This window comes from Mesorhizobium sp. L-8-10 (assembly GCF_016756635.1).
Taxonomy (GTDB): Bacteria; Pseudomonadota; Alphaproteobacteria; order Rhizobiales; family Rhizobiaceae.
The window spans coordinates 2,985,311-3,004,781 of the sequence record NZ_AP023263.1; the positions used below are offsets into that span (position 1 = coordinate 2,985,311).

14 protein-coding genes are annotated in these 19,471 nt (G+C 64.6%); 8 read left to right on the top strand and 6 right to left on the bottom strand.

Annotation, left to right across the window (positions count from 1 at the left end; genetic code table 11):
- Positions 1 to 19: 19 nt before the first annotated feature.
- A complete protein-coding gene (locus JN280_RS13895; RefSeq protein ID WP_202312923.1) occupies positions 20 to 1,006 on the bottom strand; it encodes an alpha/beta fold hydrolase in 987 nt (328 codons plus the stop codon).
- A gap of 377 nt (positions 1,007 to 1,383) precedes the next feature.
- Here JN280_RS13895 and JN280_RS13900 point away from each other — a divergent pair, with 377 nt between their 5' ends.
- Both JN280_RS13900 and ltrA read left to right on the top strand, forming a co-directional pair.
- Positions 1,384 to 1,848 carry an Hsp20 family protein gene (locus JN280_RS13900; RefSeq protein WP_202312925.1) on the top strand — a complete coding sequence of 155 codons (465 nt, stop codon included), beginning with the start codon at positions 1,384 to 1,386 and terminating at the stop codon, positions 1,846 to 1,848.
- Between the two features lie 663 nt (positions 1,849 to 2,511).
- Entirely contained in the window at positions 2,512 to 3,771 is a 1,260-nt protein-coding gene (gene ltrA / locus JN280_RS13905) for a group II intron reverse transcriptase/maturase (RefSeq protein WP_244742193.1), read from the top strand.
- 105 nt (positions 3,772 to 3,876) lie between these two features.
- Here the strand turns inward: ltrA and JN280_RS13910 are convergent, their stop codons facing one another.
- Both JN280_RS13910 and JN280_RS13915 read right to left on the bottom strand, forming a co-directional pair.
- Positions 3,877 to 4,926 (bottom strand): threonine aldolase family protein, encoded by a 1,050-nt coding sequence (locus tag JN280_RS13910; protein ID WP_202312927.1) that lies wholly within the window; start codon positions 4,924 to 4,926, stop codon positions 3,877 to 3,879.
- Between the two features lie 420 nt (positions 4,927 to 5,346).
- The gene (locus JN280_RS13915; RefSeq protein ID WP_202312929.1) at positions 5,347 to 5,598 is read right to left on the bottom strand and encodes a type II toxin-antitoxin system prevent-host-death family antitoxin; all 252 of its coding nucleotides are present in this window, start codon (positions 5,596 to 5,598) and stop codon (positions 5,347 to 5,349) included.
- Between the two features lie 609 nt (positions 5,599 to 6,207).
- Between JN280_RS13915 and gltB the strand changes: the two genes are divergently transcribed.
- The 4 genes from gltB to JN280_RS13935 all read left to right on the top strand — a co-directional run bounded on the left by gltB (position 6,208) and on the right by JN280_RS13935 (position 13,152).
- The gene (gene gltB, locus JN280_RS13920) at positions 6,208 to 10,914 is read left to right on the top strand and encodes a glutamate synthase large subunit (protein WP_202312931.1); all 4,707 of its coding nucleotides are present in this window, start codon (positions 6,208 to 6,210) and stop codon (positions 10,912 to 10,914) included.
- 131 nt (positions 10,915 to 11,045) lie between these two features.
- Positions 11,046 to 12,500, top strand: a complete 1,455-nt coding sequence (locus JN280_RS13925) for a glutamate synthase subunit beta (RefSeq protein WP_202312933.1) — start codon at positions 11,046 to 11,048, stop codon at positions 12,498 to 12,500.
- Between the two features lie 146 nt (positions 12,501 to 12,646).
- Entirely contained in the window at positions 12,647 to 12,901 is a 255-nt protein-coding gene (locus tag JN280_RS13930; RefSeq protein ID WP_202312935.1) for a type II toxin-antitoxin system Phd/YefM family antitoxin, read from the top strand.
- Positions 12,898 to 13,152 carry a Txe/YoeB family addiction module toxin gene (locus JN280_RS13935; protein WP_202312937.1) on the top strand — a complete coding sequence of 85 codons (255 nt, stop codon included), beginning with the start codon at positions 12,898 to 12,900 and terminating at the stop codon, positions 13,150 to 13,152. Before JN280_RS13930 ends, JN280_RS13935 begins: the two co-directional genes overlap by 4 nt.
- 172 nt (positions 13,153 to 13,324) lie before the next feature.
- Here JN280_RS13935 and JN280_RS13940 read toward each other — a convergent pair whose 3' ends face one another.
- Together JN280_RS13940 and JN280_RS13945 are read right to left on the bottom strand one after the other, a co-directional pair.
- On the bottom strand, positions 13,325 to 14,554 hold the full coding sequence (locus JN280_RS13940; protein WP_244743308.1) for an SGNH/GDSL hydrolase family protein: 1,230 nt from the start codon (positions 14,552 to 14,554) through the stop codon (positions 13,325 to 13,327).
- Positions 14,555 to 14,706: 152 nt separating this feature from the next.
- Positions 14,707 to 15,930: a lytic murein transglycosylase gene (locus tag JN280_RS13945; protein ID WP_202312939.1), complete on the bottom strand. Its 1,224-nt coding sequence runs from the start codon at positions 15,928 to 15,930 to the stop codon at positions 14,707 to 14,709.
- A gap of 366 nt (positions 15,931 to 16,296) precedes the next feature.
- Between JN280_RS13945 and galU the strand changes: the two genes are divergently transcribed.
- The gene (galU, locus tag JN280_RS13950; RefSeq protein ID WP_202312941.1) at positions 16,297 to 17,181 is read left to right on the top strand and encodes a UTP--glucose-1-phosphate uridylyltransferase GalU; all 885 of its coding nucleotides are present in this window, start codon (positions 16,297 to 16,299) and stop codon (positions 17,179 to 17,181) included.
- 83 nt (positions 17,182 to 17,264) lie between these two features.
- Here galU and JN280_RS13955 read toward each other — a convergent pair whose 3' ends face one another.
- A complete protein-coding gene (locus JN280_RS13955) occupies positions 17,265 to 18,026 on the bottom strand; it encodes a universal stress protein (protein ID WP_202312942.1) in 762 nt (253 codons plus the stop codon).
- On the opposite strand from JN280_RS13955, the gene JN280_RS13960 reads away from it, so the two are divergent.
- On the top strand, positions 18,026 to 19,384 hold the full coding sequence (locus JN280_RS13960; RefSeq protein WP_202307593.1) for an IS1182 family transposase: 1,359 nt from the start codon (positions 18,026 to 18,028) through the stop codon (positions 19,382 to 19,384). The genes JN280_RS13955 and JN280_RS13960 overlap by 1 nt on opposite strands.
- The last annotated feature ends 87 nt before the right edge of the window (positions 19,385 to 19,471 follow it).

Here is a 19,471-nt window from a genome sequence, read left to right on the forward strand (position 1 = left end):
ACCATTCACCATTCACCATTCACCATTCACCACCCGGCACAAACGCATCGAACGCCGCCAGCAGCTGCTCGCGGAAGAAGTCGGCCTCCTGCAGGATCTCATGGCGGGCGCCGTCGATGGTCAGTACCGAAGCGGTCTTGAGCCGGCGGGCATATGCCTCGATCGCCGGGGTCGAAACGACGGCGTCGGCACCGGCCGCGATCAGCAGGATCGGGATGCGCATCCTGGCGAGGAATTCCGGCTGCTGCACGCGTTCGGAGGCCCGGCAGGCCGCATGGATCCAGGCGACGGTAGGCCCGCCCACGGCGAGGCCGGGATGGGTCTCGTAGATGAGCGCGTTGCGCCTGTAGCGCGCCGGGTCCGATGTCAGCACATTGCCTTCGAAAGGCGGCGTTTCGCGGGGGCGCGGGCCGCCGCCGAGATAGATGGTGCCGAGGCCGAGGCTGTAGAGGAAGGCCGAGACCCGGCGCACCGACGTCATCGGCAGCGGGAATCCGGCCAGCGAGAGCAAGGGCACGCACAACACCATGCGCTGAATTCGGTTGATCATCGCCGGTGAGGCGAGCAGGGCGACCAGTCCGCCCGTCGAATGGCCCAGCACGTTGAAGGGGCCGCGGCAATCGGGCAGCACGATCTCGGCAAAGAATTGCTCGAGATCCAGAACGTAATCCTGGAAGTCCTCGACATATCCCTTGGCGGGATTGCGCAACAGCCGGTCCGAGGCGCCCTGACCGCGCCAGTCCAGCGTGGCGACGGCGAAGCCGCGTGCGGCAAGGTCCCCGATCGTCTCGAAATATTTCTCGATGCACTCGTTGCGGCCGGCGAGCAGGATCACCGTGCCTTTCAGCGGCCGTACCCTGGTATCGAACAAGGCGTAGCGGATCTTCCTGCCGTCCCGTGCGGTGAGGAATCCGGCACGGGCATCGTCCGGCGCCGGGTTGCCCGGGATCTCGAAGAAGCCGGTGCCGACGGCAGGGCTGTCGTGGCTGAGATCTGAGGCGTCCATGACGAAGGTGATAAGAAGCGCCGCGCCCAAAAGCAAAGGAAAAGGTGGCGGGCCGGAAGCGGGGGCCCGCTTCCGGCCTCTGTCGATCCGGGGGAGGGAACGGAACGCCCGGCTCGGCTTCGTCGCGGCGGCTTGTCCGTCGCTGTCCTTTGTCCCGAACACTGTAGCCAATGCGCCTGAATGCCGTCCGAAAGGCCGGTTCATGCTGCGTTCACGTCGAGAAGACCGGCGGCGCGCACAGTCTTGAAATCGGGCGGGCGGGCACCCAGATCATGGATGCGGCCGCCGGAACCGGGGCCGCTGACCCCCAGGGAAACGCCAGAACGGGTTTCCGAGAGCGGTCAGAACGCCATGTTGCTCAACAGGAGAACAGAACCATGCGTCATGTTGATTTTTCGCCCCTCTATCGCTCGACCGTCGGTTTCGACCGGCTGTTCACCATGCTCGACTCGCTCGGCCAGCCCGAGGGCGGCCAGAGCTATCCGCCCTACAATATCGAGCGCACCGGTGAGGACGCCTACCGCATCAGCATGGCCGTTGCCGGCTTCTCGGAAGACGAGATTTCGATCGAGGCCCATCGCAACGTGCTGACGGTGAAGGGCGAGCGCAAGGAGGAGAACACCGGCGAAGGCTCCGAGCTGCTTTATCGCGGCATCGCCTCCCGCGCCTTCGAGCGTCGTTTCCAGCTTGCCGACCATGTCGACGTGACCGGCGCCGCGCTCAAGAACGGGCTCCTTCACATCGATCTCAAGCGCAACATTCCGGAAGAGCTGAAGCCTCGCAAGATCGAGATTTCGGTTGCTCCCGCGAAAGCCAAGCAGATCGAGGCCTCGGTCAACTAAGCAGAGCTCCATTCCAGGAGTTCGGCGGCGCCTTCGGGCGCCGCTTTCATTAGGTGCGCCAGGCATGGCGCGTAGCGCCGTGAGTGGCGCTGTCTGGACCGCTGTGGTGGCGGTCGAGGTGACTTGGAGGTGCAAGTCCTCTGCGGGCCCTGGTGATGGGAACCGCTAGCCGAACAGCAAGGGCGTCGTCGCGAGGCGGGGTCTGAAGGAAGCTGCAAGCAAAGTGCCGGCCTGACGAACAGGAATCGCATATGAGGCGTCCCGCATCCGGGCGAGGGGGCCTAGTGACCCGAAGCCCGATGTCACCCGGAGGGTGCGGGCGTAGATGCGACAGGCATATGGCACGAAGGTCACGCGTCTTACCCTGGGAGGCCTGCCGGCCTGCCCCTGGTTTCAGGTGTGCTACCGACATCGAAAGGTGTCGGGATGGGACGGCAGGAGTCAGCAGAGGCCGTAGTAGCCGGACCGACCGGCGAAGGGCCGAACATGGAGTGCCGGACGGAGAACGGTCTTTCGATGGTGAGGAAGGATGCAGAAGACGGGGCTGAGACGCTCCGTGCCCATGCCGAGAGCAGCGGCCGGAAGCCGCGAGGGCAGGCATTGGGTGCATCAAACACCACGGCAGGACCGTCACCCTCTCGACCGGAGGCAGACGAGCGACTGATGGAGATGATCCTCAGCCGCGAGAACATGATGGCGGCTCACCGTCGGGTGGTAGGGAACAAGGGCGCGCCGGGCATCGACAAGATGACGGTCGAGCAGTTGAAGCCCTACCTTGCGGCGCACTGGCCGCGCATCAGGGAAGAGCTGCTGGCGGGCCGTTACAGACCGGCGCCGGTGCGTGGGGTGGAAATCCCCAAGCCCGGCGGCAAAGGGATGCGCCAATTGGGCATCCCGACGGTGCTGGACCGGCTCATCCAGCAGGCGATGCATCAGGTGCTGATGCCGATCTTCGACCCGGACTTCTCCCCCTCCTCCTACGGCTTCCGGCCGGGGCGGAGTGCCCATGATGCGGCCCTGGCCGCCCGGTCCCATGTGGCCGGCGGCTGCCGCTTCGTGGTCGACCTCGACCTGGAGAAGTTCTTCGACCGGGTGAACCACGATGTCTTGATGGCACGCGTGGCACGCAAGGTGACGGACAAGCGGGTGCTGCGGCTGATCCGCCGCTACCTGCAGGCCGGGTTGATGACGGGCGGGATGGCGACGGCCCGCAGCGAAGGCACGCCGCAAGGCGGCCCGCTGTCGCCGCTGCTGTCGAACATCCTGCTCGACGATCTCGACAAGGAACTGGAGCGGCGCGGTCATGCCTTCTGCCGCTACGCCGACGACTGCAACGTCTATGTACGGTCGCGGCGTGCCGGCGCGCGGGTCATGGCCTCGCTCACCCGGTTCCTGGCCGAGCGGTTGAAGCTCACGGTCAACGGCGCCAAGAGCGCCGTCGACCGACCGTGGAAGCGCACCTTTCTCGGCTACACCATGACCGCCCACAAGGCACCGCGTCTCCTGATTGCGGCGTCGAGCGTGGCACGGTTCAAGCGAAAGCTGAAGACGGCCTTCCGGGCCGGGCGCGGACGCGCCCTTGGCGCCACCGTCAAAGACCTCACCCCGATCCTGCGCGGCTGGATCGCCTACTTCCGGCTGACCGAAGGCAAGGGGATACTCGAGGAACTGGACGGCTGGCTGCGGCGCAGGCTGCGCTGCATCCTGTGGCGGCAGTGGAAACGACCGTGGACCCGGTTCATGCGGCTGATGCAACGAGGACTGACGGAACAGCGCGCACGTGACTCGGCCGGCAATGGCCGCGGTCCCTGGTGGAATGCCGGGGCCAACCACATGAACGATGCCTTCCGCAAGACCTTCTTCGACCGGCTCGGGCTGATCTCGCTCCAGCAGGAACTCAAACGCCTCAACCACGCTGCATGAACCGCCGGATACGGAACCGTACGTCCGGTGGTGTGGGAGGAGGGAGACCGCAAGGCTCCCTCCTACCCGATCGGGGTTTGCCGCAATCGCAGTATGCGAGGCCTGTCAGGCTATCAGTTCGCCAAAGCGCTCGACCTCGTCCGCAGTCGTGCGGAAACTCGTCACGAAACGATAAAGCCCTTCGTTTTCACCGATCCCGTCGCCGAAGCCATGCGGGATCGCCCAAGGGTAGAATACAGCGCCCTTTTCCTGCAGTGCCTTGGCCAAGGCATTGTCGATCACCGCAAAGAGTTCGTTGGCATCCGGCTCCCAGGCCAGCCGCAACTTGCGTGACGCGCGTATGCGATCCGCCAGACGCGCGGTCATGGCGTTGGCGTGGCGGGCCGTCTCCAGCCAGAGGTCGTCGCGGAAATAGGCGTCGAACTGGGCGGCGACAAAGCGCGACTTGGAGAAAAGCTGGGCGGCGCGCTTGCGGATGAAAGCCAGTTCCTTCGCCTTGGCGAGGTCGAAGAGCACGATCGCCTCCGCGCACCAGCAGCCGTTCTTGGTGCCGCCGAATGAAATGAGGTCGACGCCTCGTTTCCACGTCATCTCGGCCGGGGTTGTCCCGAGCGCGACCAGCGCGTTGGCAAAGCGCGCACCGTCCATATGGAGGGGCACGTCGTGACGCCTGGCTACCGCAGCGATTTCCGCGATCCGGTCGAGATCGTAGACCGTTCCGATCTCGGTCGCCTGGGTGATCGACACGGCCGCCGGCCGGCCGCCATGGACGAATTCGGGGTCGAACCTGGCCATTGAGCGCTCGAGTTCGGCCGGGTCGATGCGGCCGAATGCGCCGGGCACGCGAAACATCCTGCTGCCGCCGGTCAGATACTCCGGCGCGCCGCATTCGTCTTCCAGCATGTGGGCTTCGTGGTGGGCAAAGGCCACGCCGCCGGGACGGCTCGCCAGGGCCATGGACAACGAATTGGCGGCCGTGCCGGTCGCGACGAAGAAGATCGCCACCTCGCGTTCGAACAGGGTGCTGAAGCGATCCTGGACAGCATGGTCGAGCTCGCTCGATCCGTAGGCCGAAGCATAGCCTCCGGCGTTGGCCGCCAGGCTTTCGGTGATTTTCGGATGGGCCCCGGCCCAGTTGTCGGATGCAAAGATCATCGGTTCTTCCAGATGGCTGTCTATCGGCTTTCCGCCGCGGACCATGTGCGGTTTTGTCCGCCAAGTTCAAGGGCCGGGGGGCACAAAACAATTGGATCCGGTAGCCGGTCGGTGGGCCCCCGGGACGGAAGCGCTGGCGCGGGGCCATCGCCCTGCAGCATGTCGCGTGAAAAAGGATTCACGCGAAATGCTGTAGCTTCTTGATATGGCGCATGTCTTTTCCCCGAAACCGCTGCACAGCTTCGGAAGACTTGCTTTTGGCGGTGGCGGTCGGCCTTCGGCGGCTCCGGTTGTCAGCGCCAGCGCTCGACGCCCCGCGCCTCGGATCTGCGCCTGACAAATTCGCGCATCAGGGGCGCGAAGAACGCCTTGCTGAATTGCCCTAGCGAATGACGCAACCGGATCGGATCGCGTCATAGCTCATGAGTCGGTGCCTTCCTGCTCAAAGCGGGCCAATTCGGTCTTGATCTCTTCGAACAGGTCATCGGGCATCGTTTCGAGCGTCCCGGTTGTGCGGGTGTCGGCCCGCTCGATGAGGCGTCGGTAATCCTCGATGCTGAGCAGGACCAGGCGCGGCTTGCGGCGCTGGGTGATGGTGACCGGATGGCGCATCGCGTCCGCGATGATGTCTCCGGATTTCCGCGATAGGTCACTGGTTGAATAGGTGTTCATGGCGCATACCCCTGTTAATGCCGTAATTTACATCAATGCGGTAAATTCCGCAATTAGCGGACTCCCATCCCGCCTCCGATTGAGGCGGCTCCTAGAACCGGGTTTTTATCCTCGGAAGAAGCGAGGCGCAGCCATCGTAGAGGCGCAACCCTTTTGGTCAGGTTGGTCAGGCGAAAGATGCGCGGCCCTGGGCGATTTGAACGATTCTTTCGATCAAGACTGCCGCAGACCCGAATCAGAAAATTATGATCCGAAGCGCCATTGCGAAATTTTATTTCGTCATTGGGATGCCGAACTTAACTTTGTATCTTGATGCCCGGGCCGATTTCTGCCATACGGGAGATAGGACAGTAGTGCTGTCTTAATTATCGACGCAAGCTTGCCGGATAAGGCGTATAGTGACGCCGTCCGGCTTGCTGCGCGCCTGGCGGTCGCCGGTTCGCTTCGATGCGACCGTCGCCGCGGCCGAGGGCGGGAATGTGCCGGTCCCACCGGTGTTCCCGCCATTTGCAGGACATGCCGCATGAGCACGAGAAGCCGGGCGCTTCACGGACCATGCCGGCCCGACGAAAACGCCCGGGACGGGCTCGAACGGAGGAAGGGACGACGATGACGGAAGTGGCGCCATCTGTGACGACGGAATTCTTGCCGGCCGTGCAGACGAAAGCGGCCGCCGTCGAGAAAAATACCCTCCGAGGCCTCTACGATCCACGCAACGAGCATGATGCCTGCGGTGTCGGCTTCATCGCCCAGATGAAGAACGTCAAGTCTCACCAGATCGTCAGGGATGGTCTGGCGATGCTGGAGAACCTCACCCATCGCGGCGCCGTGGGCGCCGACCCCCTGATGGGCGATGGCGCGGGCGTGCTCGTGCAGATTCCCGACCGCTTCTTCCGCGAGGAGATGGCGAAGCAGGGCATCGAGCTGCCGGAGCCGGGCCAATACGGCGTGGGCCATTGGTTCATGCCGCGGGATCCGGCGATGCGCGCCCATATCGACGAGATCATCGCCGAGTCGGCGCAGTCCGAAGGCCTGCCGCTGCTGGGCTTCCGCGACGTCCCCGTCGACAATTCCTCGCTTTCCAAGGCGCCCGACATCGCCGCGGCCGAGCCGTTCCATCGCCAGGTGTTCATCGGGCGCACCCCCGATATCGAGGACGACGAGGAATATGAGGCGCGCCTCTATCTGCTGCGCAAGGTCATCTCGGGCCGCATCTATGCCGAGAACAACAACCGCGACATTGGCGCCTACAGCGTGTCGCTGTCGGCGCGCACCATCGTCTACAAGGGCATGTTCCTGGCCTACCAGGTCGGCGCCTATTACAAGGACCTTTCCGATCCGCGCTTCGAGACGGCGCTGATCCTGGTCCACCAGCGTTTCTCGACCAACACCTTCCCGTCGTGGAAGCTGGCGCATCCCTACCGCATGGTCGCCCATAACGGCGAGATCAACACGGTGCGCGGCAACAACAACTGGATGGCGGCGCGCCAGGCTTCCGTCGACAGCGAGCTGTTCGGCAACAACATCTCCAAGCTGTGGCCGATCTCCTATGAAGGGCAATCGGACACGGCCTGCTTCGACAATGCGCTCGAGTTCCTGTTCCAGGGCGGCTACTCGCTGGCGCATGCCATGATGATGTTGATCCCGGAGGCCTGGGCCGGCAACAAGCTCATGGATGCCGACCGCAAGGCGTTCTACGAATATCACGCCGCATTGATGGAGCCGTGGGACGGCCCGGCCGCCGTGGTCTTCACCGACGGCCGGCAGATCGGTGCGACGCTCGACCGCAACGGCCTGCGGCCGGCGCGCTACATCGTCACCGACGACGACCGGGTGATCATGGCCTCAGAGGCCGGCGTGCTGCCCGTCGCCGAGGAGAAGGTGGTGCGCAAGTGGCGCCTGCAGCCGGGCAAGATGCTGCTGATCGACCTGGTCAAGGGGCGCATCGTCTCGGACGACGAGATCAAGTCCGAGGTTGCCGCCAGGCATCCCTACAGGCAGTGGCTCAAGAACACCCAGCTCATCCTCGAAGAGCTGAAGCCGGTCGAGCCGCGCGAGCTGCGCAGGGACGTCAGCCTTCTGGACCGCCAGCAGGCCTTCGGCTACACGCAGGAGGACATCAAGCTCTTGATGTCGCCGATGGCGACGACCGGACAGGAGGCGGTCGGCTCGATGGGCACCGACACGCCGATCTCGGCGATGTCGGACAAGGCGAAGCTGCTCTACACCTATTTCAAGCAGAACTTCGCCCAGGTCACCAATCCGCCGATCGATCCGATCCGCGAGGAACTGGTGATGAGCCTGGTCTCCTTCATCGGGCCGCGGCCGAACATCTTCGACCTCGTCGGCAGTTCGCGCCGCAAGCGGCTGGAGGTGCGCCAGCCGATCCTGACCAATGCCGATCTCGAGAAGATCCGTTCGATCGGCCATACCGAGGACCGCTTCGACACCAAGACAATCGACATCACCTATTCGGCGACCGAGGGAGCGGCCGGCATGCCGGCCGCGATCGAGCGGCTGTGCGAACGCGCCGAGGCGGCGGTTGCGGGCGGCTACAACATCATCATCCTGTCCGACCGCCAGGTCGGCCCGGACCGCATCGAGATCCCGACGCTGCTCGCCACCGCGGCCGTGCACCATCACCTGATCCGCAAGGGCCTCCGCACGGCAGTCGGCCTGGTGGTGGAATCCGGCGAGCCGCGCGAGGTGCATCATTTCTGCTGCCTCGCCGGCTATGGCGCGGAGGCGATCAATCCCTATCTCGCCTTCGACACGCTGCTTGACATGCACAAGCGCGGCGAACTGCCGCCCGAGGTCGACGCCAACGAGGTCGTCACGCGCTACATCAAGTCGATCGGCAAGGGCATATTGAAGGTGATGTCCAAGATGGGCATCTCGACCTACCAGTCCTATTGCGGCGCGCAGATCTTCGATGCCGTCGGGCTGAAGTCGGACTTCGTCCAGAAGTACTTCACCGGCACGGCCACCACCATCGAAGGCGTCGGGCTGGAGGAGATCGCGGAAGAAACCGTCAGCCGCCACGCGGCGGCCTTCGGCGACGATCCCGTGCTGCGTAATGCGCTGGAGGTGGGCGGCGAATATATGTTCCGCATGCGCGGCGAGGCGCATATGTGGTCGCCGGATGCCGTGGCCACGCTGCAGCACGCCGTGCGCAAGGGCTCCTGGGCGACCTTCAAGGAGTACTCCGAGCAGGTCGACAGCGAGACCGCCGCGGCCCAGAACATCCGCGGCCTGTTCCGGTTGAAGCTCGCCGGCGAGATCGGCCGCGACCCGGTGGCGCTGGATGATGTCGAGCCGGCGTCCGAGATCGTCAAGCGCTTTTCGACCGGGGCGATGTCCTTCGGTTCGATCTCGCGCGAGGCCCACACCACGCTTGCCCGCGCGATGAACGCGATCGGCGGCAAGTCGAACACGGGCGAGGGCGGCGAGGAGCCGGACCGCTATCTGCCGCTGCCGGGCGGCGGGGCCAATCCGGAACGCTCCGCGATCAAGCAGGTGGCATCGGGCCGCTTCGGCGTGACGACGGAATATCTTGTCAATTCCGACGTCATGCAGATCAAGATAGCGCAGGGCGCCAAGCCGGGCGAGGGCGGTCAGTTGCCGGGCCACAAGGTCGATGCGACGATCGCCAAGACCCGCCATTCGACGCCCGGCGTCGGACTGATCTCGCCGCCGCCGCATCACGACATCTATTCGATCGAGGATCTGGCGCAGCTCATCTACGACCTGAAGAACGTCAATCCGGCCGCCGACGTTTCGGTGAAGCTGGTATCGGAAGTGGGCGTCGGCACGGTGGCGGCCGGTGTCGCCAAGGCGCGCGCCGACCACATCACCATTTCGGGCTATGACGGCGGCACCGGCGCGTCGCCTTTGACATCGCTCAAGCATGCGGGCTCGCCCTGGGAGATGGGGCTCGCGGAGACGCATCAGACGCTGGTGCTCAACGGGCTGCGCTCGCGGGTCGCGCTGCAGGTCGATGGCGGCCTGCGGACCGGACGCGACGTCGTCATCGGCGCGCTGCTCGGCGCCGACGAATTCGGCTTCTCGACCGCGCCGCTGATCGCGGCGGGCTGCATCATGATGCGCAAGTGCCACCTCAACACCTGTCCGGTCGGCGTGGCCACCCAGGATCCGGTGCTGCGCAAGCGCTTCAAGGGCACGCCGGAGCACGTCATCAACTTCTTCTTCTACGTGGCGGAGGAGGTTCGGCTGCTGCTCGCGGATATGGGCTTCACCCGGCTCGACCAGATCATCGGCAACACCGACCTCGTCGAGAAGCGGGAGATGATCGACCACTGGAAGGCGAAGGGTCTGGATTTCTCGCGGGTCTTCTTCAAGCCCGATGCGCCGGCCGAGGCCACCCATTGGACCGAGCGGCAGAAGCATCCGATCGACGACGTGCTCGACCGCAAGCTGATCGAGGCAGCGAGGCCGGCGCTGGAATCGAAGCTGCCCGTGCGCATCGAAATGCCGATCCGCAATGTCGACCGTTCGGCCGGCGCCATGCTGTCGGGCGAGGTCGCGAGACGCTACAAGCACAAGGGCCTGCGCGAGGACACGATCTCCGTGAGGCTGACCGGTACGGCCGGCCAGTCCTTCGGCGCCTTCCTGGCGCGCGGCATCTCCTTCGATCTCGTCGGCGACGGCAACGACTATGTCGGCAAGGGCCTGTCGGGCGGCCGTATCGTCATCCGTCCGCCGGAGAACAGCGGTATCGTCGCCGAAGAGTCGATCATCGTCGGCAACACCGTACTCTACGGCGCGACCGAGGGTGAGTGCTATTTCCGCGGCGTCGCGGGCGAGCGCTTCGCGGTCCGCAACTCGGGCGCGGTCGCCGTCGTCGAGGGCGTGGGCGATCACGGCTGCGAATACATGACGGGCGGCGTCGTCGTGGTCATCGGCAAGACCGGCCGCAACTTCGCCGCCGGCATGTCGGGCGGCGTGGCCTATGTGCTCGACGAGGAAGGCGATTTCGCCGAGCGCTGCAACATGGCGATGGTCGAACTCGAGCCCGTGCCCGAGGAAGACGACATGCTGGAGAAGCTGCATCACCATGGCGGCGACATCGCGCATAAGGGCCGGGTCGACGTGTCGGGCGACATGACCAAGCATGACGAGGAGCGGCTGGTGCAGCTCATCTCCAACCACATGCATTATACCGGCTCGACCCGCGCGAAAGCCATTCTCGAGAACTGGGCGACCTATCGGCCGAAATTCCGCAAGGTCATGCCGGTCGAATATCGCCGCGCGCTGATCGAGATGGAGCGCATGCGCATGGGCGTGGCGGCGGAATAGCGTCGCGACAATCTGGCTCGCCGTCCGGCCCGGCTCGGGCTGGACGGCGCGCGCGCAGCGCTTCTAAAAGAGCGAACCCCGAAACAGAGACCTGCCGCAGGCAGGCTTGATGCTCGAGAGTTGGAACTGCAATGGGCAAGGTGACAGGCTTCCTCGAAATCGACCGGCAGGTGCACAAGTATCAGCCGGCCTCCGACCGCATCCGGCACTTTCGCGAGTTCACGCTGCCGATGTCGGACAAAGAGGTCGAGAAACAGGCCGCCCGCTGCATGGATTGCGGCGTGCCCTACTGCCATGGGCCGACGGGCTGCCCGATCCACAACCAGATCCCGGACTGGAACGACCTCGTCTACAATGGCGACTGGGACAACGCGATCCGCAACCTGCACTCGACCAACAACTTCCCCGAATTCACCGGCCGCATCTGCCCGGCGCCCTGCGAGGAGGCGTGCACGCTGAACCTCGAGGACATCCCGGTCGCCATCAAGACGATCGAGCAGGCGATCGCCGACAAGGCCTATGAGAGCGGCTATGTGCGCCCTTATCCGGCGGACAAGAAGACCGGCAAGCGTGTGGCCGTCATCGGCTCCGGACCGGCCGGCATGGCAGCCGCCCAGCAACTCGGCCGTGTCGGGCACGACGTGCATGTCTACGAACGCGAAAGCCGTCCCGGCGGTCTGCTGCGTTTCGGCATTCCCGACTTCAAGATGGAGAAGCACTATATCGACCGCCGCATCGTTCAGATGGCGGGCGAAGGCGTGACGTTCCACTGCGGCGTGAATGTCGGCGTCGACAAGAAGGCGTCGGAACTGCTCGCCGAATATGACGCCGTGCTCTATTGCGGCGGCTCGGAGACCCCGCGCCCGGCGGGCATCCCCGGCGTCGAACTCGAAGGGGTGCACGACGCGATGCCCTATCTGGTGCAGCAGAACAAGCGTGTGGCCGGCGAGGACATCCAGTCGGTGGCCTGGCCGGCGCAGCCGATCCTGGCCGGCGGCAAGCATGTCGTGGTGGTCGGCGGCGGCGATACGGCGTCGGACTGCGTCGGCACGGCATTCCGCCAGGGCGCGGTGCGTGTCACCCAGCTCGATATCCGGCCGCAGCCGCCCGAGAAGGAAGACAAGCTCTCGGTCTGGCCCTACTGGGCGACGAAGATGCGCACTTCCTCCTCCCAGGCCGAGGGCGCGGAGCGCGAATTCCAGGTCGCGACGCTGGAGTTCCTCGGCGAGGACGGCGTGCTGATGGGCGTCAAGTGCTGCGAGGTCGACGAGAAGCGCAAGCCGGTCCCGGGTACCGACTTTGTGATCCGGGCCGACCTGGCCTTCATCGCCATCGGTTTCTCCGGCCCGATCGACGGCGGTGTCGTCGCCGAGATGGGCGACAGGCTGGCGGTTACGGTCGACGCTCGCCGCTCGACCAACGTCAAGGCGAACGACCGCGACTACCGGACGAGCGTCGACGGCCTGTTCGCCGCCGGCGACGTGCGTCGCGGCCAGTCCCTGGTGGTCTGGGCGATCCGCGAAGGACGACAGGCCGCGCGTTCAATCGACGAGTTCCTCACGGGCGCGTCGGTTCTGCCGCGGTAGCGGCGCGGGTTCGATAGCGTCGGAGGCGCTGGGCGGGCCTCCGACGAGTTCGGTCAGGGTGGCTCCCCGCTTGTGCAAGGCGCCTGGGCTCCGGCCGTCAGGCGTCGCGCTTGCTTTGTTGTACCTGTTCGCGTACAATTCAAAACATGCGTACAACCTCCTACAGCGACCTTCGCAAGAATCTCGCGGCCATGATCGACCGGGTCAATGCCGATCATGAGCCTGTCATAATCACGCGCGACCGCGGCAAGCCTACGGCGGTGTTGATGTCGATGGAGGACTTCGCCTCCTATGAGGAAACTCGGTATCTGCTGAAGAGTCCCCGCAACGCGGAGCGACTTGCCGAATCGATCGCAGAGCTTGACGCGGGCAAGGGAACGAAGCGTGAGCTTTCGGAGTGAAACTCATCTTCAGCGAGCGCGCCTGGGAGGACTGCCTCCATTGGCAGACCCATGACCGCAAGCTGCTCCTGCGCATAAACGATCTCATCAAAGAGTGCAGCCGGACGCCGTTCGCCGGCAGCGGCAAGCCGGAACCGTTGCGCGGCGCCCTATCCGGCTGGTGGTCGCGGCGGATCTCTCGGGAGCAGCGGCTGGTGTACCGACCCACCGAGGAGGGGCTGCTGATCGCGCAGTGCCGGTATCATTATTGATTGCCAAGCTTGTCTCAGCGATCGCACGCCTCATCGTCGCCCTTCGACATTCCCATCAGGATGGCTGACCGCCAGCCGAGCCGGCTGACGGTGCGGGCGCCGTCGCGACGGTCGGCGACTGTTCCGTCAGAATGATGCCGGCAAGTGTCGTTGAGACTGTGTCGGCTTGGACTCAGCGCCGGATGCCGCTGGTCGTGGCGGCCTGCGAGGTCGCGGTGGGCGCTGCTGGCGGCGCGGCCGCCGCCACCGACGGCGTTGCCGGTTGGCCGAAATCATCGGCGCGGCCCGGCGTGGGAGCCGGAGCGAGCCCTTCGATCGCGAGGCGCTCTGCCGCGTTGCGGGCATCGCCCTTGCCCTCGATCTTCTGGCCGAGAAGTTCCGAGCCGCCGTCGAGTTGCGGGTCGTCCAGCGCGATGGGCGGCGTCCTGTCGACCGGCACGGCCGATCCGGACCCCGCGTCGGGAAGTGCCGCGACGCCGGGCGCCGCCGCGCCGGCGCCGAGACCGAGGATCTTGTTCAGAGGCTTCTCCGTATAGAAGGCCACCTTGCGCTTGCCGGCCTTGCTGAGATTGATGCCGTCGGCGGAGCGCAGCCTGACAGCCTGTCCGTTGATATCGGGACCGCTGGCGACGTAAGCACCGTTCTCGTCGACAAAGCCGTCCCAGATATCGACGAAAGTCGCCTCGGCGGCTTCGGCGGCCTGGCTGTATATGCCGTTGAGCGCGAGCATGTCGGACAGCATCTTCTTGGACTGGAAGGACGGCTGTCCGACCCAGATCAGCGGCACCTCGCGCTCGCTCACCGCTGCCGCGAAGGCCAGGGCTCGCGCCTGATATTCCCTGGTCCAGCTTTCGCTGAGCGGCGCCTCGCGTGTAGTCCCCACGCGCATCTGCTGGCGATCGTTCGAGCCGAGCATGGCGACCACCACGACAGGCTTTTCCTCGTCGATCAGCTTCTCGACCTCGGTCGGCCAGTCGTAATAGTCGCTGCGCACGAAACCGGACGAGCCTTTCGTCCTGTCGATCACCCTGACCTCGGGGTTCTCGGCGAAGACGGCCTCGAGGCCTTCCGCGAGGCCCGAGCCCATGAAATCGCCGACGACCAGCACGGCTTGTGCGGTCTGCGACTTGTCAACGACGACGATCTCCGGTTCCGGCGACGGCCTGGGGCGGACCTTTACCGACTTCTTACGCGTCTTTTTTGAGCCGGCGGCCGGCCGCTGCGGCCGGACCTGTTCGGCCCCCCTGTCGCTGCGGCCGAACAGGAGCTCGAGCAGGTTGCGCGGCCTGCGCTGCTGCTCCTGCGCCAGGGCGGACGGCGCGGCGATTGCAATCGCAGTCAACACGACCAGCATCACGGGGATCGCGTGCGACAGGCGCCATCCTTTCCGCGATCCCGGCACGCGTCATCTCCCTGTTCCAAATGGCCCGGATGCCGAGACATCCGGGCGACTTCAATTGCCGGCGCGGCCATCCGGGCCGCCTGGTTTTCGCGCCAGCAGGCGCAACCCAAAGCCGCGCGCTCCAACGTCGATCTTGTCGACCGCCGTTGATCCTACTGGCCGCGCAGCTTCGACAGGACTTCCATGCTGGGATGACCGTCCTGCGTCAAGCCGGCCTGTGCCTGGAACGCCTTGATCGCGTTCCTCGACCCTTCACCGATCTTGCCATCGAGCTTGCCGTCATAATAGCCGTGGGTCGAGAGCCTCTTCTGCAGTTCCTGCTTCTCCGCGAAGCTCAGCTTGGTGAACGGCCGGCTCCAGTCCTGCACGAGGCCGCCATAGCCGGCAATCTCGTCGGCCAGCAGGCCGACGGCCAGGGCATATTTGTCGGCATTGTTGTACCTCTTCAGCACGAAGAAGTTCTTGGTCGCCAGGAAGGCTGGACCCCGCCGGCCGTCCGGAACCTTCAGCGTGGCGCTGTCACTGCCGCGCTTGAACGGCTTTCCGCTGGCGCGGGTGACGCCGAGGCTTTGCCATTTGGACAACGACAAGGAGCCGCCCGGCAGCTTGCCGGCGGGAAGGTTGACCTCGTAACCCCAGGTCTTGCCCGCCTGCCAGCCATTCTTGCGCAGGAGATTGGCCGCGGTCGCCAGGGCGTCAGGCACCGAATTCCAGATGTCGCGCTTGCCGTTTCCGTCGACGTCGACGGCATAGGCCTGGTAGCTGGTCGGAATGAACTGGGTATGGCCCATGGCACCGGCCCAGGAGCCGGTGAGATGGCTTTCGTCGATGTCGCCGCTCTGCAGGATCTTCAGCGCGGCGACGAGCTGGGTGCGCGCGAATTTGGCGCGTCTCTTGTCGGCATAAGCGAGCGTGGCGAGCGAACGCACGACGTTGCGCATGACCTTGTCGTTCTTGAGGATCTCGCCATAGTTCGATTCCATCGACCAGATGGCGAGAAGAATGTAGCGGTCGACACCGTATTTCGCCTCGATGCGGTCGAGCCACGGCTTCCACTGCCTGGCCATCTGGCGGCCGACGGCAATCGAATGCTCCTGCACCCTGTTGTCGAAATAGTCCCACACCGGCGCCGTGAATTCGGGCTGGTAGCGGGCCTTCTCGAGCACCTCGGGGTCGATATCCTTCACATTGCGGAAAGCGCGATCGAACGTGGTGCCGGAAATGCCGCTTTGCATCGCGGACGAGCGGAAGCTGCGCACCCAGTTCTGGAAACCGGCATCGGCCGACGCGGTTGACGGAGCAAGCAGCAAGGCTGCAGCCAGACCGGCGGCGGCGAAGGCCGAGGTGAGGCGGCTGGCGGCTTTGCGAACAGGCATCAAATCCTCCTGAGTCTTCATGAAGGGATCATTCAACGCCGAACCGGTTAGGAATGAGTTTACCATAGCATCTTTTGCGCCTAATAAACTCATCAGGAAGCTGCTTCATTGCGCCCAATTCCGCATTCGGCGGCGCACGGTCCGTGAAGCGGCCCGGGGGGACGATTTCGAACATGACAGCATGGCGGCCACGTTCGACACTCCGGTGGCGATCTCCAGCTGTTCGAGGCGAATTGGCACTGACGCAATGAGACGGAACCCTCCAATCCCTTCCCACAGGCATCACGTCGATAAACTTCAATTCAGGCGCGAAGATGTCGTGGGAAAGCCAGTATTTCAGTCGACCGTAACCGGATGTTCCAACGCATGAAAAGAGTTCGCAAGGCCGTCTTTCCCGTCGCCGGTCTCGGCACGCGCTTCCTCCCCGCCACCAAGGCCGTTCCCAAGGAAATGCTGACCGTCGTCGACCGGCCGGTGATCCAATATGTGGTCGACGAGGCCAAGGAGGCCGGCATCGAGCACTTCATCTTCGTGACCGGCCGCAACAAGACGGTCATCGAGGATCATTTCGATGTCCAGTTCGAGCTCTACAACACGCTGGCGCAGCGCGGCAAGGATGACCAGCTCGCCAAGCTGCAGCAACTGCAGCCGACGCCGGGCCAGACCAGCTACACGCGCCAGCAGGTGCCGCTCGGCCTCGGGCATGCCGTCTGGTGCGCGCGCGATCTCGTGGGCGACGAACCCTTCGCCCTGCTCCTGCCCGACATGATCATGCAATCCGACAGGGGCTGCCTGAAGGACATGGTCGAGCTCTACGCGCGCACTGCCAACAACATCATCGCCGTGCAGGAATGCGACCCGGCCGAAGCCCACAAATACGGTATCGTCGGCAAGGGGCGGGATGCCCATACCGGCTTCGAGATCACCGGGATGGTCGAAAAGCCGAAACAGGGAACCGCTCCGTCCAATTTCTACATCAACGGACGCTATATCCTGCAACCCGAGATCTTCGGCATATTGGAGAAGCAGGAGCGAGGCGCCGGAAACGAGATCCAACTCACCGACGCGATGCTGAAGCTCGCGGACAGCCAAGCCTTCTACGGCTACCACTTCAAGGGCCGGACCTTCGATTGCGGATCCCCGGAAGGTTTCGTCGAAGCCAACGTCGCTTTCGCGCTCTGGCGGTCCGACATGCGCCCGAGGCTCGCAGACGCGATCGAGCAATTGGTCGAGGAAACCAAGTCGCGCTAAGCGGACATTCCTTGGCAAGCCAATGAATGGTCGCGGATAGGTTCTAGGTGCTTGTGATATTTGCCCGCGCGCTCAAACTCCAATCAATGCGACAGCAGAACTGGAAGCCGCAGTTGGGTTAAAATCCCTTTCGTCGCCCCACCAAGAACAAAGTCGCGGATGCGGGAATGGCCAAAGCCTCCCATCACGAGAAGCTGTGCTCCATTCGACATCGCTGTGTGCTGCAACGCCTCCGCGATAGTCCTTTTACCGAGATTGGTTTCTAGAGGCTTGGCGTCGAACCCCCGCTTTGCTAGCGACGACGCGAGAGCACCTGCAAGATCTGACCCACTCAGAGGTTTTTCGTCTCGAACCGTCAGCACGGAAATCACACCGCCTTCGGCCAGAAGCGGCAGGGCATCGCCCAGTGCGCGCGCGGCGACCCGGCTCCCATCCCAAGCGATTGCGATGTGGTCGAGCGGAGCGGGCCGGGCCGAGGGTGGCACTAGGATGGCCGGGCGACCTGACCCGAAGACAACAGCCTGCGTCATGTCCTGTGCCGCGACGGTCTCGCCGGACCAAGGAAGTACTGCGAGATCGTAGTACCGTGCCTCGGCAGAGGCCGCATCCAGCGCGGCACCCAACACGACCGTTCGGATTGTGCAGTCCACGTTGAGGCGTGGGCCCGACGCCCCGTGAACGAGATCCTTGAGCCGATGGCATTCGGCCTTGCTCTTTTCCTCGGTGGCGCGGACGAGGCCGGGGACGTCAAGAAGTAAGTTGCCTAGCAGCCTGTCGGACTTGAGGCGGCATCCAAGATGCGATTCAGTTTCATGGATTGATTCTCCTGGATTGAGCGCCGCCAATGAGCAATTTCCGCCAGGTCGACCGTGAGACGGGGTTTTTGCTTCCGCCCTCGGTGGACGAATGGCTGCCGGAGCGGCATCTGGCGCGCTTCGTGGTGGAGGTGATCGATCAGTTGGACCTGTCGCGGATGGTCAAGGCCTATCGCGGCGCGGGCTCGGCCTCCTATCATCCGAGCGTCTTGCTTGGCCTGCTGGTCTACGGCTACGCCACCGGGGTTTTCTCGAGCCGCAAGCTGGAGCGGGCGACTTACGATTCGGTGGCGTTTCGCTTCATCGCCGCCAACGACCATCCCGACCACGACACCATTGCCGCCTTCCGCCGTCGCTTCCTTGGTGACATCGAGCGGCTGTTCACCGAGGTCCTGGTGCTGGCCCGGGAAGCCGGAATGCTGAAGCTTGGAACGGTGGCGCTGGACGGCACCAAGGTGCACGCCAATGCCAGCCGGCACAGCGCGCTGTCCTGGGAGCATGCGAGCAGGATCGAGGCGCAGTTGAAGACCGAGGTGAAGGAACTGATGGCGCTGGCCGAGGCGGCCGACAAGGCGGATGTGCCGGACGGCATGTCGGTTCCCGAGGAACTGGCCCTTCGCGAGAAGCGGCTGCGGCGGATCGCCGAGGCCAAGGCGACGATCGAGGCGCGTGCCAGGGAGCGCTTTGGGCGCGAGCAGGCCGAGCATGAAGCCAAGCTGAAGGCGCGCGAAGAGAAGGCGAAGAAGCGCGGTCGCAAGCCCGGCGGCAAGCCGCCACTGCCGCCGACCGCCGACCCGGGACCCAAGGATCAGGTCAATCTGACGGACGCGGATTCGCGCATCATGCCGGTGGCCGGCGGCGGCTTCGATCAGGCCTACAACGCCCAGGCCGCGGTGGCGGCCGGCAGCATGCTGGTGGTTTGCAACGACGTGGTGCAGGCGGCCAACGACAAGCAGCAGATCGCGCCGATGCTGGACAAGCTGGCCGCCGTTGCCGCAACGCTGGGCAGCGCCGAGACGCTGCTGGCCGACAGCGGCTATTTCAGCCAGGCCAATGTCGCGGCCTGCGTCGAGGCCGGGATCACGCCGATGATCGCACCGGGCCGTGAGCACCACAATCGATCCTGGAAGGAACGCTTCGCCGCCGCGCCGCCGGCGCCGCAGAACCCGACACCGGTGGAGGCGATGCAGCATCGGCTGGCGACGCCGGAAGGCCGCAAGGTCTATGCGCTGCGCAAGCAGACACCCGAGCCCGTGTTCGGCATCATCAAATCGGTCATGGGCTTCCGACAGTTTCACCTGCGCGGCCTCGAAAACGTCAAAGGAGAGTGGAACCTGGTCACCATGGCCTGGAACATGAAGCGGATGTTCGCCCTCTGCCGGGCATGAGGGCGTGGCGCCCATTCCGGCGCCGCTCGATCCATCGTCGAAGGGCCGAAGTGCATCATCAAAAGACCCAGATCATGAAATTTTCGC